This is a genomic window from Bacillus sp. ISO11 (genome assembly GCF_003458115.1).
GTDB lineage: Bacteria > Bacillota > Bacilli > Bacillales > Bacillaceae_G > Bacillus_A > Bacillus_A cereus.
In genome coordinates this window covers 22887-38008 of record NZ_QXCO01000024.1, presented here as the reverse complement: position 1 = coordinate 38008, position 15122 = coordinate 22887, and the positions used below count along the sequence as shown (strand labels likewise).

Genomic DNA, 15122 nt, shown 5'->3' with positions numbered 1-15122 from the left:
TATGATTTTAACAAGTTTAAAAGACTATACAACATTACATAACGGTGTAAAAATGCCTTGGTTTGGTTTAGGTGTTTTTAAAGTAGAAGATGGTTCAGAAGTAATTGATTCTGTAAAAGCAGCAATTAAAAATGGCTACCTCAGCATCGATACTGCAGCAATCTATCAAAATGAAGAAGGCGTTGGACAAGCGATTCGTGAATCCGGTGTTTCACGCGAAGAATTATTTATTACCTCAAAAGTATGGAATAGCGATCAAGGATATGAAACAACACTTCAAGCATTTGAAACTACATTAGAGAAATTAGGTCTAGAATATTTAGATTTATATTTAGTACATTGGCCTGTAAAAGGGAAATATACCGAATCATGGAAAGCATTAGAAAAACTTTATAAAGATGGCCGTGTTCGCGCTATCGGTGTGAGTAATTTCCACATTCACCACTTACAAGACGTATTTGAAATTGCTGAAATTAAGCCAATGGTCAACCAAGTGGAATACCACCCACGTTTAGCACAAGAAGAGTTACATGCATTCTGTAAAGAACATAATATTCAGCTTGAAGCTTGGTCACCATTAATGCAAGGACAACTACTAGATAATCCAACGTTACAAGAAATTGCGACAAAATATAATAAATCAACTGCGCAAATTATTTTACGCTGGGATTTACAAAACGAAGTTGTAACAATTCCCAAATCAATTAAAGAACATCGCATTATTGAAAATGCAAACATCTTCGACTTTGAATTAAGCGCTGATGATATGAAAGCAATTCAAGCTTTAAATGAAGATCGTCGCGTTGGTCCAGATCCAGATAACTTTAACTTCTAGTAGAAAAACCACTGCCCTATGCAGTGGTTTTTTCGTTTAATAAAACTGAAAATTTAAACTATATTTCATTTAGTTGACACTTCATTATTCAAGGTGTAAGATTTTGAATTATCAAAGAAACACAAAAATTAATACAATTTATTCGTTTACTCATTGTATCAAGAGAGGTGGAGGGACTGGCCCTTTGAAACCTCGGCAACAGGTTCATTTTGAATACTGTGCCACTTCCTGCAAGCTTTATGCTTGAAAGATAGAATGAGGGACTTCGTTTATATACGGGTGCATAACTTGTACGTAAAAATCCCTCTTTCTCAATATGAAAAGAGGGATTTTTTATTTTTCATTTCCCTCATCATCATCCAAACTTAATTATTTAGGAGGAAAATCAAATGAAAAAGAAGTTTGTACCCGGTATTGCATCAGTTGTAGGAGTAAGTATTTTATTAACTGGTTGCGGTAGTTATAAAAACGAAGCAAGCGGAGCAAATGCAAAAGACGAGGCACCTAGTAAACAGGTTTTAAACTTATCTTCACCTACTGAAATACGAACAATGGATACGGCTCGTGCTACAGATACTGATTCTGGTCAAGTAATGAGAAACGTATTTGAAGGTTTGTATAATCTTGGTGAAGGTAACAAACCTGTTCCTGGTGTTGCAAAATCTCATGAAGTAAGTGGCGATAAAACGAAATACACATTCCATTTGCGAGATTCAAAATGGTCAAACGGCACTCCTGTTACAGCTAAAGATTTTGTGTTCGCTTGGCAAAGAGCCGTAGATCCAGCAACAGCCTCTGAATATGCATTTCTATTCTTTGATATTAAAAACGCAACAAAAATTAACAACAAAGAACTTCCAGCCGACCAACTTGGTGTAAAAGCAGTTGATGACCATACGTTTGAGGTAGAATTGGAGCGTCCTATTCCGTATTTTATTAGCTTAACAGCGTTCCCAACATTTCTACCAATTAACGAGGAATTCTTTAAAGCACAAGGTGAGAAGTACGCTTTAGAAGATAATACAATCTTGTACAACGGAGCTTTTACACTAAGCGATTGGAAGCACGAACAAAGCTTTAAATTCAAGAAAAACCCTACCTATTGGGATAAAGATACTGTCAAACTAGAAGAAATCAATTTTAACGTCGTAAAAGAAAAATCAACAGAAGTAAATTTATTCGAGTCAAAACAATTAGATCGTATAAAACTAACATCTGACTTCGTCGATAAATATAAAAAGGATGCTAACTTTAAAGAACGTCCAAACGTAGGCGTACAATTTTTACGTATGAATCAACAAAACAAAGTGCTTCAAAACGTTTCTGCACGCCAAGCAATTGATCAAACAATTGATAGAAAATCCTTTGTAAATACGTTATTAAATGATGGATCTAAACCAACATTTGGTCTCGTTCCAAAAAACTTTGCAAAAGGACCTGAAGGAAAAGACTTCCGTACTGCAAATGGCGATTTAACAAAAGTTGATACAAAATCTGCACAAGAGTTATGGAAAAAAGCTAAACAAGAGCTTGGTTCTGAAAAGATAACATTAGAATTATTAACGAGTGATGCTGACCTTGATAAGAAAACTGGTGAATTCTTAAAAGGACAACTAGAAAAGAATCTAGATGGATTAACAGTAAATATAAAACCGCAACCGCGTAAGCAACAAGTTTCGCTTTTATTAAAAGGTGACTACGAAATCGGAATTGATGGCTGGAGCCCTGACTTTGCGGATCCAATTACATTCCTTGAGCTATTTACAACGAATAACCCTTATAACTTAGATCATTACTCTAATAAGGAATTCGATGAAACAATAGCAAAAGTGAAAACAACTTTAGCTGGTGATGAAAAAGCTCGCTGGGAAGCATTACTAGCATCCGAGAAAATATTATTTAAAGACTCTGTTATCGCTCCTCTTTACCAAAAATGCGAATCTTATTTAGAACGTTCTTATGTGAAAGGAATTGTGCAAGTAGACTTTGCAGGGCAATTAAACTTCAAGTGGGCAAAAATTGAAAAATAAAGTGAAACTTTAATAAGTGGGGGTTTCTTCATCCCCACTTATTATTAGCCCACACCAATTGTTTTTTTAGCAAAATATATTAAAAATAGGTTCTCTCACACATGAGAATCCGCTTTTTCAATATATTATTCTAAGAAATTAACAATCTATTTTTATTATTGACATATAGTTCTTTCCAGTGTTAATATTCTAAATAATCAAAGAAACGAAATATTTCACCATCAAAATATAATGTCTATTACGTTGAAACATATAACGATAGATTATAGATCAACATGTATATACATATAGAACACCTGATTACCTATAAACAAATATTTATAATAGGTTTTATCTCCTTCTATAACTACTTCAAGACATGGACATTATGACGTTACGAACAACACATTTAGGGAGGAACGAACAATGAAGAAAAAAGTTATACCTGTTGTTGCATCTGTTTTAGGGGCAAGTCTATTACTAACTGCTTGCGGGGGAAATAAAGATAATGCAAGCGGAGCGAAAGCAAACGATAAAGCACCTGATAAACAGGCAATTAACTTATCATTCGCTTCAGAAATTCCAACAATGGATGTTGCAAAAGCAACGGATGGGGAATCCATGAACGTAATGCGCAATGTTTTTGAAGGGTTATATGCAATGGGAGAAGATAATAAACCGGTTCCTGGTGTCGCTGAGTCGGTTGACATTAGTCCCGATAAAACAAAATATACATTCCATCTGCGTGATTCAAAATGGTCAAACGGTACTCCTGTTACAGCAAAGGACTTTGCCTTCGCTTGGCAACGTGCCGTAAATCCTGATACAGCAGCTGAATACGCATTCTTATTCTTCGATATAAAGAATGCGAAACAAATAAACCAAAAACAATTGCCAATTGATCAACTAGGGGTCAAAGCTGTTGATGACAAAACGTTAGAAGTACAACTAGACCGTCCTGTTCCCTACTTCTTAAGCTTAACGACATTCTCAACATTCTTACCAATTAATGAAGAGTACTTAAAGTCTCAAGGCGATAAATATGGTTTAGAAACAACTCATTTAATTTACAACGGTGCTTTCACATTAGAGAACTGGAAACATGAACAAAGCTTCCAATTGAAGAAAAACCTTAACTATTGGGATGCTAAAACTGTAAAACTAGAAGAAATCAACTTCAATGTCGTTAAAGATAAGTCTACAGAAGTGAACTTATATGATTCAGGACAAATTGATCGTGTTGCTTTAACTGCAGAGTTTGTTGATAAATATAAGAGCGATCCAAACTTCAAAGAACGCGCTGAAGTCGGCATTCAATTCTTACGACTAAATCAGAAAAATGAAACATTAAAAAATCAACATGCACGCCTTGCTATTAACGGCGCAATGAATAAAAAAGCTTACGTAGAAACAATCTTAAATAACGGCGCGGTTCCAGCTGAAGGAATGGTTCCTGCGAAATTCGCAAAGAGCCCAGAAGGCAACGACTTCCGTAAAGAAAATGGAAATCTAGTCAAGGATGATGTGAAAACAGCGAAAGAAAACTGGAAAAAAGCAAAACAAGAACTTGGTACTGACAAAGTAACAATCGAACTATTAACAAGTGACAATGCTTTAGCTAAAAAGACTGGTGAATATTTAAAAGGTGAATTAGAAAAGAACTTAGACGGATTAACAGTGAACTTAAAACCACAACCACGTAAACAACAGCTAAAACTACTATTAAGTGGTGACTATGAAATTGGTATTGACGGCTGGGGCCCTGACTTCGCTGATCCAATTACATTCTTAGATCTATTTACAACAGATAGTGCTTATAACTTCGATAAATACTCTAACAAAGAGTACGATGAGCTAATTCATAAAGTGAAAACAGATTTAGCTGGCGATGAAAAAGCACGCTTTGAAGCAATGAAGCAAGCTGAAAAAATTCTATTACAAGACGGCGCTGTCGCTCCTTTATACCAACAAGGTCGTTCTTACTTACAACGCTCTTTCATTAAAGGACTTGTAACAACTGACTTCGGTGGTGAATTTAACTACAAGTGGACAGAAGTTGCAAAGTAACAAAAGTAAAAGGTATCCCACGAAGGATACCTTTTTACTTTTATACAACTTTAACTACAGAGCTTCCTCTTCCCTTTGCCATTCCTTTTATAGCTAAAATCATACCTGCTACTAATTGTATAACCAATACAATAACTAATAATGAAATAATATTTCTTTCTAAACTAACTCCTCCAAATATTATTGTATAATAGCCATTTCCTGCATATATTGCAGGAAATAATTCACTGATTGTTTGGTATGTTTTAGAAAGCATTTCATGTGGTACAATTACACCCAAACTTACAAGTTGTAACGATAGTGAGATGATATTGAAAATCATACCTGCATCTCCAAAAACAGTTACAACCATTTGTGTTAATGAAAGAAAGGCGAAGAAGACTATTGTCAATAATCCTCTTTTCCTTCTTTTTGCATTGAACCAAAACTCATCATACATATAAACACAAACATCAAATATGTTCTCCACGTCAAAGAAGGTATATGCCCTGACCAAAGATAGCTAACTAAATAATTAACTCCCATAATACAAGACGATATTACTAAACTAATACTTATTAGTTTTACATATTTGAGCATATCTTTTCTCCTTGTTTTTTATTTTTCTACTTCTTCAAATTGTAGATTCACCGGCTCTTCTAAAAGTGTTTCATAAAAGTTCTCTGCCAAATCTGTTGAAGGAATTTTTTCATCTACTTCATCAAATCGAATACTATCTAGCCACACACAACCTTCTCCTGATAATAAAACACCAAATGCAATACCAAGTGCTTCTTCTTTTATATCTAATACAACCGAGTACGATTGCCAGTTATTCGTATTTTTAATGGGGCGATTTTGCATATTATCCATAGCGAGCGGTTCTGTATCTTTTCCATCTACTCGCATCCACAATCCTGCCCAATCTCTTACATTTTCACTCTTAATAAATGCTGTAAAACGTAATCTCTTTCCTACATATTTATCCGCTCGGAACATTTGCATTAATGTTGAAAATCCTCCGTGCGTAACATTCTCTTTTGCTTTTATGTATGCAGATACTTTCCCCTGATGGACAACTTCATAATCTAAACCCATCTCATATTCAGCAGGATGACTTCCACTTAAGATCCATCCTTTCGGTATACCTTTTTGCATTGAAACACCCTCTCTTTCTATATAAAATGACTGAAAGTACTTTCGATATTTCTTTGGTGGCAATTGAAACATTCTTTTAAAAGCTCTCGTAAATGCCTCTTGTGAGGAAAAACCGTATTGCACTGCAATATCAATAACAGCTCTCTCCGTTGACACTAAAACTTGCGCAGCATGAGTTAACCTTCTCTTTCGAATATAATCTGTTACACTCATCCCAACATATCTTTGAAAGATGCGATGAAAATGGTACATCGATACTGCACTGTGAGATGCCACTCTTTCTGTTGTAAGCTCCTCATGTAAGTGATTCTCTATATATTCAATTGATTTTTTTATTATCTCTTTATATTCTTCATGCATTTTAGCCCCCCCTCACAACTTCAATTTACCATATACATACAAATCTTTTTTGATTTAAATTGCGGATTAGCCCTTGCAACTACAGAATAATAATTTATTTTCAACACATACATAATTACATGTTTTTGGGAAAAACTTGTATAGAACGAATTTACATAAGGAGGAATTTATAATGAGAATTCTACTATCAGTTTTATTAGCTCTTATGCTAGTACCTGCATTAACAGGATGTAAAGCTCCTGCAAAAGAAGACACAACTTCTAATAAAAAGACGACTGAAGAAGCAAAAAATGAGGCTCCTGCAGATTTAAAACTAAACTTCAATGAATTCGATTTAAAGGCAGACTACCAAGATACAAAGAAAGACTACGAAGCAGACTATAAAAATGTAGCAGCTGATAAGAAAATGGAAGCAAAAATTGAAGATCATAAAGCAGATGTAAAATTAACAGGAGACGAGGCTATCACAAAATTAAGCCCACTCTTACAAGAATTAAAATTTGATAAAAATACTGCTGACCAAGAAGTAATCGATCAAGTAGTGAATGTGTTCAAACTTGATAAAGACTATCAAAAATTTGATTTAGAAGTTGTCTTCTCTGATGGAACGAAAAAAGAATACAAAAGAGAAATAAAATAAAGAAGTAGGCGGTTGCCTACTTCTTTATTTTTTAATTTTTGCGTATCTTAATTCTGGACTAGAACCAATAATGAATTGGACACCAGATACTGATGATTTTTGTAAATATGAGGCACTTGGGAAAATAATTGGGATTAATGGTGAATCTGTAAACATAATATCTTCCGCTTTATGTAATAATTCAAAGCGCTTATCCTCGTTTTGTTCAACTTTTGCTTCTTTTATTAAAGCGTCAAATTCTTTATTATGCCACTTTGCATAGTTATTCGGACCATCACCTGCATATAAATCTAGTTTAGTAATTGGATCTAATAAAGAGCCGCCCCATCCCATATAAGCTAATTGGAAATCACTTTGCTTGTATGTGTCGATGTAACTCTTCCACTCTTTATTTTCTAATTTAATATCTACGCCAAGATTTTTCTTAAACATTTCTTGCATTGCTTCTGCTACTTTTTTATGTTGTGTATCTGTAGTGAATTTTAATGTTACTTCAGGTAATGTAGACCAGCCTTGTTCTTTCATGCCTTCTTCTAATAACTTTTTCGCTTCTGCTGGATCAAATTTAACGTAATCACCTTTTTCTTTACGGAAATCACGGCCACTTTGTGTTTTTGCTCCTTCTGGAACGAATGCATATGCTTCTTGCGCATTATTTTTATACAATTTTTCAACGATAAATTTACGATCAACCGCTAATGAAAATGCTTTACGTACCTTCGCATTTGTAAACGGCTCTTTTTCTACGTTAAACGAATAAATATACGAAGAGAAACCTGCAACACGCTTATATTCTTTATTTCCTTTTTCTTTTTCGATCATCTCTTGTGGTAAACCACTTAGTAAATCTAATTCTTTGGATTTAAATAATTGATACGCTGTTTTAGAGTCTGGAATAATACGAAACTCAATTTCTTTTAGAGTTACCTTTTTATCATAGAATTCTTTATTTTTTTGTACTGTAATAGCCTGGTTATGCTTCCACTCTTTTAACGTGAATGGCCCATTCGTAATTAACTCTTTTGGATCTGTTTTTAATTTATTATTATCATCAATCGACTTTTTAGCTAATGGAATAAATAGTGAGCTTGCTAGTTTTTGTTTAATAGAAGCAACTGGGTGTTCAAGGGTTACCTTTAATGTTTGAGGATCAACAACTTGAATACCAACTTGCCCCTCTTCACCTTTCCCAGTATTATACGCCTCTGCCCCTTTAATAAAATACATTTCTGTCGCATTCATAGAACCCGTTTTTGGATTTAATAATCGCTTCCATGCAAATTCAAAATCATTTGCTGTAATAGGCGAACCATCTGACCATTTAATATCTTTCTTCAAATGAATTGTATATTCAGTTCCATCAGCATTTACTTCTTCTTTCTCCGCTAATTCATTTTGATATTTCCCATCACTATCTTGCGTATATAAACTTGAAAACAACTGCCCAATTATATAACCTGACGTGCTATCTGTTGCAATAGCAGAATCAAGTGTATATGGATCACTACTAATATTCGTTACTAATCGATCGCCTTCTCCCTTACCAGCACTCGCCTTTGGCGTTTCTTTCTTACCGCAAGCAACAGAAGTAATTGCTAAAACAGTCATAATGACAAACAGTAAAAACTTCTTCATCCTACATTCTCCTTTAACCTGAAATTTTTGGTGTTGATGCTAATAATGTTTTTGTATAAGAATGTTGTGGATTACGGAATACTTCGTCCGTATTTCCAAATTCAACAAGTTCTCCTTTGTATAAGACAGCTACTTTTTCACATAAATAGTGAACCATCGGTAAATCGTGAGCGATGAATAAATATGTATAACCTTGTTCTTTTTGGATTTTTTGCAGCAGATGTACAATTTGAATTTGCAATGAAACGTCTAATGCTGAAATTGGTTCATCAAGAATCAATACTTCTGGCTCACACAATAACGCTCTTGCAATAGCGATACGTTGACGTTGTCCTCCGCTAAATTCATGCGGATATCGATCAATATATCTTCTATCTAATCCAACACGCTCCAGGGCATCACCCGCTACTTTATCCTTCAATCCTTTATCACCTAAACCGAATGAAATATAACCCTCCGTTACGCTATCGCGTATTTTCCAGCGCGGATTTAATGCAGCTGTAGAATCTTGAAAAATGAACTGTACTTTCTGTAAAAAATCTCGCTTATGAGCTGACTTCAGCATGTGAACAACTTGACCGTTATAATCAATTTCACCAAACGTTGGACTCTCAATCCCTGCTATGAGCTTTCCAAGTGTTGTTTTTCCTGAACCACTTTCACCAATAATGCCAAGTGTTGTTCCTTTCGGGATAGAAAGTGATATATCTTTTAACGCTGTGATTTCTTTACTTTTACTTCCATATGTTTTCGTTACTTGCTTTACAGTAATTAAATCTGTCGTCATGAGGCATTCACCTTCTCTTTTGATTTCGCTTTATTATGCTCCAGAACATGCTGCCAGCAATGTGAACTATGCTCCTTAGAATACGTTGTTCTCTCTGGGAAACGATGAATACATTCTTTTATGGCTACTGGACAACGATTTACAAAAGGACAACCAAAGCTATTTAATGTTTCAATGGAAGGTGTCGTTCCTTCTATAGCACGTAATACCTTTTCGGAAACATCCATATTCGGAATTGCTTGTAATAAGCTTTTCGTATATGGATGTTTAGGAGAACCTATTACCTCCTGTATCGTTCCTTTTTCAACAACACGTCCCCCGTACATAACAACTACTCGATCAGCTACCTCACGTACAAGTGCCAAATCATGTGTAATTAATAAAATACTCGTATTTTGTTTTTCTTTTCTTTCTTTTAATAGCCCCATAATTTGTTTCTGAATCGTTACATCTAACGCTGTTGTCGGCTCGTCTGCAATTACAAGCTTTGGATGACAAGCAAACGCAATTGCTAAACAAATACGCTGCCTCATCCCCCCGCTTAATTGATGTGGGTACTGTTCAAAGCGTTTCTCTGCTTCATGTATCCCTAAATCTGTTAACAAGTTAATCGCAATTCCCTTTGCCTCTCTTTTCGACTTTTCCCCATGTTGCAAAATTACTTCTGTAATTTGTTTGCCTACCTTCATCGTTGGGTTTAAAGATGAAAGCGGATCTTGAAATATAAAGGAAATATCTTTTCCGCGAATTTGATTCCATTCTGATTCTTGTAAATTCGTTAATTCCTTTGATTGGAAAGATACATTTCCATCATCGATATGAATTAATTCTTGATTCAAGCCGATAATGGATTGTGCTGTAACACTTTTTCCTGAACCACTTTCTCCTACAAGTGCAACTATTTCACCTTCGTTAATAGAAAAGGAAACATGTTTCACAATTGCTTGCTTACTATTCTCTTTTTCAACGGCTAACGTTACGTTTTCTAAAGATAAGATTTGTCCCATGTTTTTTCTCCTTTCGATTCCGTTTGACGATTTTTGGATCAATTGCATCTTGCAAACCATCACCAATTGCATTAAATGCGAACATAATGAGTGCAATCATGATTGCTGGGAAAAATAGCTGCCACCATTCTCCGCTCAATAATGTCCCGAGTGCATCATTCGTCATCGTCCCCCAACTTGCCGCTGGTGATTGTACCCCAAGTCCTATAAAGCTTAAAAATGATTCTGAAAAAATAGCTGCTGGAATTGTAAATGATAAATTGACGATAATAATCCCTGTTAAATTCGGAATTAAATGCCCATATATAATTTTCATATGTGATGTACCTAATCGCTCTGCTGCAATAACAAACTCTCGTTGTTTTAAAGACAATACTTGTGCTCGAATGAGACGAGCCATTCCAATCCATCCCGTTAATGCAAGGGCGATAATAATGGTGAAAAGACCTGGTTTCATAACAATTAATAGTAAAATAACAATTAATAAATATGGGATGCCGTATAATACTTCAATTCCTCTTATAATCCACTCATCAATTAACGTTCCAAGGCGATTACGCCCTCTCACATATCCACTAAATCCACCAATCAGTACACCGAGCCCTATATCGAGGGCAGCTGCTACTAATCCAACTGTTAGTGAAATCTTCCCACCAGCCCAAGTACGTGCCCAAATATCTCTCCCTAGATCATCTGTTCCAAACCAATGTTCACTACTCGGCGGTAAATTTGTTGCCTCTTTTACTTGTTCACTCGCAGTAAATGAAGTTAAACTTTCGCCAATAAGCGAGAAAACAATAATTAGCAATAACGTCACTGTTCCTAAAACTGCGATTGGATTCGATATAAACTTACGAAACACTTCTTTCTTTCTGCTAATCGTTTGCTGATTTTTATTTATCGTTAATTCTTTTTTCTCTTCATTTGTTAATAACTGGTCATTAATTTCATAAGCCCCCATCTAAACATCCCCCTCCTTACGTAATAGAACGAATACGTGGATCAACAATACGGTGAATAATATCTGTAATGAAAATACAAGTAATTAATAATGCACTATAGAAAATTGTTGTTCCCATAATCACCGGATAGTCTCGGTTAAAAATACTATCTACAAAATATTTTCCTAGGCCAGGAATTGAAAAGATTTTTTCAATAACGAAAGTCCCCGTTAAGAGTCCAGCCATTAACGGTCCAACAAATGTAAGTACTGGAACAATCGCATTTCGAAGAGCGTGTCTTATAATAATCTTCTTAATTGGTATGCCTTTTGCTCTTGCTAACTTAATATAATCACTCTGCAGTACTTCGATCATATTAGAACGAACAAACCTTGTAATCACTGCGATTGGCCCTAACGCTAACGCAAAGGATGGCAATACTGTATGTTCGAATGTTCCCCAAGAGGCTACTGGTAAAAGCTCGAATTGAATAGCGAATACTTGTATAAATAGTGGTGCTAAAATAAAACTTGGAATAGAAATACCTAGAATTGCGAGCAAACTCACACTATAGTCAATTACTTTCCCATGATATAGAGCAGCAAATGTACCTGCAGCAATTCCGACTAACAACGAAATAACAAGTGCTTGTAGACCAATAATTGCTGATGGACCAAAGCCAGTTGTTATAATTTCTGATACACCTTGCCCGGTTGATTGAACAGATTCACCAAAATCAAAATGAACTACACCGTCTAAATAAGCCACATATTGATTCCACAACGGTTCATCAAGGTGATACTTCGCTCTCATGTTTTGGATCACTTCTTCAGGAAAGATTTTTGCATCTGATGAAAATGGATCCCCCGGAATAATATGCATAATTAGAAATGTCACCGTCGTAATAACCCATAGCGTGAACACCATAACTGATAATTTTTTAATTACATACACTTCAATAACCCCCTAAACACATATATTTACTTAGTTTTATGAACGTACTTTTTCCATTACTCCCTTTTCTCTTTTTAGAATACAAAAAGCCTTGATCTTAAAAAATAAGATCAAGGCTTAATAAACAAAGGCCCATCACTTATCTTTCAAGACTTGCTTGCTGGAATTAGCACGGTGTTCCTACTACAGAACCCGCTGCTGAGGTGTCATAGGGCCAGTCCCTCTACCTCTCTGGATAAGTAAATTGCTATATTATTATTTGGTTCAAATTGTATATTTCGAATTATAATTCTGAAAAAATGAAAAGTCAATCAAATTGGGTATATTTAGAAAAATCAGTTTTTAATCCATTTATCGAAATTACATTTTTCAGCTTATAATAAAAAGAAATGATGTTAAAGGAGTTATAAGATGGACCCCTTACTTCTTGCTACTATAGGATTACCCTTAACAATCGTTATACTTGTCATCATCGGCTTCTATAAACTCTTTATTAAAAAGAAACGTATTACTTTTTTTATACTCCTTTCGATAATATTACCGGGCAAACTATTTCCAAATTTCACGAAGAGCAGAAGGTATTAGTATCCGAGGATGAAGATGAAGATGGTAAGAAGAAAAAATAACCTTGCACAGGCAAGGTTATTTTTTCGTTTCTGCTTGAAAACGTTTATAGTATGTCGATGCTGTTGCAAAATTAATTTCTATATCACGAATCAACGATGAATCTTCTTCTTTAGCTAACTTCTGTAATTTTTTCATTGCTTGCTCCGATTCATTCAAGAAACCAACATATACTTCATGTTCTTGCTCTTTCGACTTCGGAACACGAATTTCTTTACGTATATGATCAATATCTTCTAACATGCTCGTTGTTACCTTTTGCACATCTTCTTTATATGTAGCAGTCGTTATTTCCTTACCGCCCTTTTCTTTTGCTACTTCAAATAACTGCAGTGCTTTATTAATTTCTTTATTCATTTTCATATCGTATTTTTCATGTACTGCACGGTATTCTTTCATCTCTTCTGTTTGTTCTGTAGATTGCTCTACCTTTTCTTTCGGTTCTTTCGTATCTTTATTTCCATTACATCCTGCTAGAAGGAGCATTCCTCCCATTACGGCAATACCCAAAACCTTCTTCATCTCTTCTTCTCCTTTTATCTACAACTATTACTCATTATAGTTTCTTTTATCTCCACTTGTTATTATACCGAGAACATCCTACTTTTTACACTTAAGACGACACCGTAATATATATACCAACATGTTTGTCACAGTATCGTCACTTTATACAAATAACTTTTGCAATGCTTTACTACATCACCTTACAAAACTGTATGAGGTATTTCAAAGAAATGAAAAAAGAACTGATTCAAATATTCCCTTTGAATCAGTTCTTTTTTGTTAAGCCTCTAGATTTTGTTTTTGCTGCAGTTCAAACTGCTTCTCACTTCTTCTGGCCATAAATAGATAACATAACACTGCTCCTACTTCACAAAGCGCAATAACAATACCCATCGGTAATGCTGTATTACTTCCACCGATACCTACTAGCGGAGCAACAAGAGCTCCTGAAATAAACTGTAATAAACCTAATAAAGCTGATGCTGTTCCTGCAGCTTGTTTCTGATTTCTCATCGCTAATGAAAACCCAGTTGTTGATACAACCCCGACACTTGATACGACAAGGAATAACGAACATAAAACACCAATTAAACCTATTCCTAATACGATTGTCAGTAGTAAAGATAGACCACCAACAGCTGCGATAATAATACCCGCAACAAATAATGTCTTCTCATTCACTTTCCCCGCTAAACGACCCGTTACCTGACTAGCAATAATAATACCGATGCCGTTAATCGCAAAGAATAAACTAAATTGCTGTGGTGATGCTCCGTATATGTTCTGCAACACAAATGGTGAGCCCGAAATGTATGCAAACATTGCCGCTGTTACTAATCCTTGTGACAATGCATATCCCATAAACAGACGGTCCTTTAACAATTTTCCGTACGTCGCCAAAGTCCCTGACAAACCACCCGTTTCTCTTTCTTCAGGAGGTAATGTTTCACGCAATACAAAAGTAGCTGAGATTAACATGAATACGCTAATTGCTCCAAGAACGATGAAAACACCGCGCCACGTTGTAAACTGTAACAATTGACCCCCAATAATCGGTGCCAAAATAGGTGCTGCTCCGTTTACTAACATAAGCAGTGAGAAAAACTTCGTCATTTCAGAACCTGAGTACATATCTCTTACCATCGCACGTGATATAACAATCCCGGCTGATCCTGAAGCTCCTTGTAGGAAGCGCAATAATACTAATGTCCAAATAGATGGCGCAACAGCACAAAGTAAAGAAGAAGCAACATAAATAATAAGAGCAATAATAAGTGGTTTGCGTCTTCCGTAAATATCACTAATTGAGCCAACAAATAATTGCCCTACTGACAACCCAAGCAAACAAGCTGTTAATGTAAGCTGCGCTAGCGATGCACCTGTTTGCAAGTCATCCGTTAACTTCGGTAATGAAGGCAAATACATATCAATAGATAATGGCCCAATCGCCGTAAGTGTCCCTAATACAAGAATCATCCACAACCTGTTTGCCTTTACAGGTTTATATATTTCGTGATTAACTTCATTCACTTTTTCAATTCACCCTTTCCTATACACACTGAATCGTAACAATTATAGTTACATCATAAACATACGTCAAGTACAGTGCATTTTCCTCTTTC

Annotated in this window: 14 protein-coding genes, 1 pseudogene and 2 riboswitches; of the genes and pseudogenes, 5 read left to right on the top strand and 10 right to left on the bottom strand. The window is 35.3% G+C overall.

Annotation, left to right across the window (positions count from 1 at the left end; translation table 11 throughout):
• The first annotated feature begins 1 nt into the window (after position 1).
• The 3 genes from D1166_RS22050 (at position 2) to D1166_RS22040 (ending at position 4911) form a co-directional block, all read left to right on the top strand.
• Positions 2-835: an aldo/keto reductase gene (locus D1166_RS22050; protein ID WP_087948181.1), complete on the top strand. Its 834-nt coding sequence runs from the start codon at positions 2-4 to the stop codon at positions 833-835.
• Between the two features lie 152 nt (positions 836-987).
• A riboswitch (SAM riboswitch) is annotated at positions 988-1092 on the top strand.
• A 132-nt stretch (positions 1093-1224) separates the two neighbouring features.
• Complete coding sequence (locus D1166_RS22045; protein ID WP_097856315.1) at positions 1225-2865, top strand: peptide ABC transporter substrate-binding protein; 1641 nt, start codon at positions 1225-1227, stop codon at positions 2863-2865.
• Positions 2866-3270: 405 nt separating this feature from the next.
• Positions 3271-4911, top strand: coding sequence for a peptide ABC transporter substrate-binding protein (locus tag D1166_RS22040; protein WP_000730943.1), 1641 nt, complete (start codon positions 3271-3273; stop codon positions 4909-4911).
• 40 nt (positions 4912-4951) lie between these two features.
• On the opposite strand, the gene D1166_RS22035 is transcribed toward D1166_RS22040, so the two are convergent.
• Genes D1166_RS22035 through D1166_RS22025 form a run of 3 tightly spaced genes read right to left on the bottom strand, consistent with a single transcriptional unit; the run spans position 4952 to position 6408 of the window.
• Entirely contained in the window at positions 4952-5302 is a 351-nt protein-coding gene (locus tag D1166_RS22035; RefSeq protein ID WP_000156942.1) for an ABC-2 transporter permease, read from the bottom strand.
• Positions 5299-5490, bottom strand: coding sequence for a hypothetical protein (locus tag D1166_RS22030; protein ID WP_000922552.1), 192 nt, complete (start codon positions 5488-5490; stop codon positions 5299-5301). Before D1166_RS22030 ends, D1166_RS22035 begins: the two co-directional genes overlap by 4 nt.
• A gap of 18 nt (positions 5491-5508) precedes the next feature.
• Entirely contained in the window at positions 5509-6408 is a 900-nt protein-coding gene (locus D1166_RS22025) for a helix-turn-helix transcriptional regulator (RefSeq protein ID WP_000544203.1), read from the bottom strand.
• Between the two features lie 172 nt (positions 6409-6580).
• On the opposite strand from D1166_RS22025, the gene D1166_RS22020 reads away from it, so the two are divergent.
• On the top strand, positions 6581-7048 hold the full coding sequence (locus tag D1166_RS22020; RefSeq protein WP_001221553.1) for a YusW family protein: 468 nt from the start codon (positions 6581-6583) through the stop codon (positions 7046-7048).
• Between the two features lie 24 nt (positions 7049-7072).
• On the opposite strand, the gene D1166_RS22015 is transcribed toward D1166_RS22020, so the two are convergent.
• The 5 genes from D1166_RS22015 to D1166_RS21995 are packed head-to-tail and all read right to left on the bottom strand — an operon-like array spanning position 7073 to position 12372.
• The gene (locus tag D1166_RS22015; RefSeq protein WP_000714099.1) at positions 7073-8683 is read right to left on the bottom strand and encodes a peptide ABC transporter substrate-binding protein; all 1611 of its coding nucleotides are present in this window, start codon (positions 8681-8683) and stop codon (positions 7073-7075) included.
• A gap of 13 nt (positions 8684-8696) precedes the next feature.
• Entirely contained in the window at positions 8697-9470 is a 774-nt protein-coding gene (locus D1166_RS22010) for an ABC transporter ATP-binding protein (protein WP_000205679.1), read from the bottom strand.
• Entirely contained in the window at positions 9467-10477 is a 1011-nt protein-coding gene (locus D1166_RS22005; protein ID WP_097842458.1) for an ABC transporter ATP-binding protein, read from the bottom strand. Before D1166_RS22005 ends, D1166_RS22010 begins: the two co-directional genes overlap by 4 nt.
• The gene (locus D1166_RS22000; protein WP_000501529.1) at positions 10434-11438 is read right to left on the bottom strand and encodes an ABC transporter permease; all 1005 of its coding nucleotides are present in this window, start codon (positions 11436-11438) and stop codon (positions 10434-10436) included. Before D1166_RS22000 ends, D1166_RS22005 begins: the two co-directional genes overlap by 44 nt.
• 16 nt (positions 11439-11454) lie before the next feature.
• Entirely contained in the window at positions 11455-12372 is a 918-nt protein-coding gene (locus tag D1166_RS21995) for an ABC transporter permease (RefSeq protein ID WP_000289322.1), read from the bottom strand.
• A gap of 136 nt (positions 12373-12508) precedes the next feature.
• Positions 12509-12614: riboswitch (SAM riboswitch) on the bottom strand.
• Positions 12615-12783: 169 nt separating this feature from the next.
• On the opposite strand from D1166_RS21995, the pseudogene D1166_RS21990 reads away from it, so the two are divergent.
• Positions 12784-12998, top strand: a pseudogene (locus tag D1166_RS21990) (DUF3951 domain-containing protein).
• A gap of 16 nt (positions 12999-13014) precedes the next feature.
• Here D1166_RS21990 and D1166_RS21985 read toward each other — a convergent pair.
• Both D1166_RS21985 and D1166_RS21980 read right to left on the bottom strand, forming a co-directional pair.
• On the bottom strand, positions 13015-13518 hold the full coding sequence (locus D1166_RS21985; RefSeq protein WP_000756517.1) for a hypothetical protein: 504 nt from the start codon (positions 13516-13518) through the stop codon (positions 13015-13017).
• A gap of 261 nt (positions 13519-13779) precedes the next feature.
• Positions 13780-15039, bottom strand: coding sequence for a multidrug effflux MFS transporter (locus D1166_RS21980; protein ID WP_223153447.1), 1260 nt, complete (start codon positions 15037-15039; stop codon positions 13780-13782).
• Positions 15040-15122 lie beyond the last annotated feature (83 nt).

Coding starts and splice junctions, on each gene's coding strand:
- D1166_RS22050 (WP_087948181.1), top strand. CDS start 2: ATGATTTTAACAAGTTTAAAAGACTATACAACATTACATAACGGTGTA.
- D1166_RS22045 (WP_097856315.1), top strand. CDS start 1,225: ATGAAAAAGAAGTTTGTACCCGGTATTGCATCAGTTGTAGGAGTAAGT.
- D1166_RS22040 (WP_000730943.1), top strand. CDS start 3,271: ATGAAGAAAAAAGTTATACCTGTTGTTGCATCTGTTTTAGGGGCAAGT.
- D1166_RS22030 (WP_000922552.1), bottom strand. CDS start 5,490: ATGCTCAAATATGTAAAACTAATAAGTATTAGTTTAGTAATATCGTCT.
- D1166_RS22025 (WP_000544203.1), bottom strand. CDS start 6,408: ATGCATGAAGAATATAAAGAGATAATAAAAAAATCAATTGAATATATA.
- D1166_RS22020 (WP_001221553.1), top strand. CDS start 6,581: ATGAGAATTCTACTATCAGTTTTATTAGCTCTTATGCTAGTACCTGCA.
- D1166_RS22015 (WP_000714099.1), bottom strand. CDS start 8,683: ATGAAGAAGTTTTTACTGTTTGTCATTATGACTGTTTTAGCAATTACT.
- D1166_RS22010 (WP_000205679.1), bottom strand. CDS start 9,470: ATGACGACAGATTTAATTACTGTAAAGCAAGTAACGAAAACATATGGA.
- D1166_RS22005 (WP_097842458.1), bottom strand. CDS start 10,477: ATGGGACAAATCTTATCTTTAGAAAACGTAACGTTAGCCGTTGAAAAA.
- D1166_RS22000 (WP_000501529.1), bottom strand. CDS start 11,438: ATGGGGGCTTATGAAATTAATGACCAGTTATTAACAAATGAAGAGAAA.
- D1166_RS21985 (WP_000756517.1), bottom strand. CDS start 13,518: ATGAAGAAGGTTTTGGGTATTGCCGTAATGGGAGGAATGCTCCTTCTA.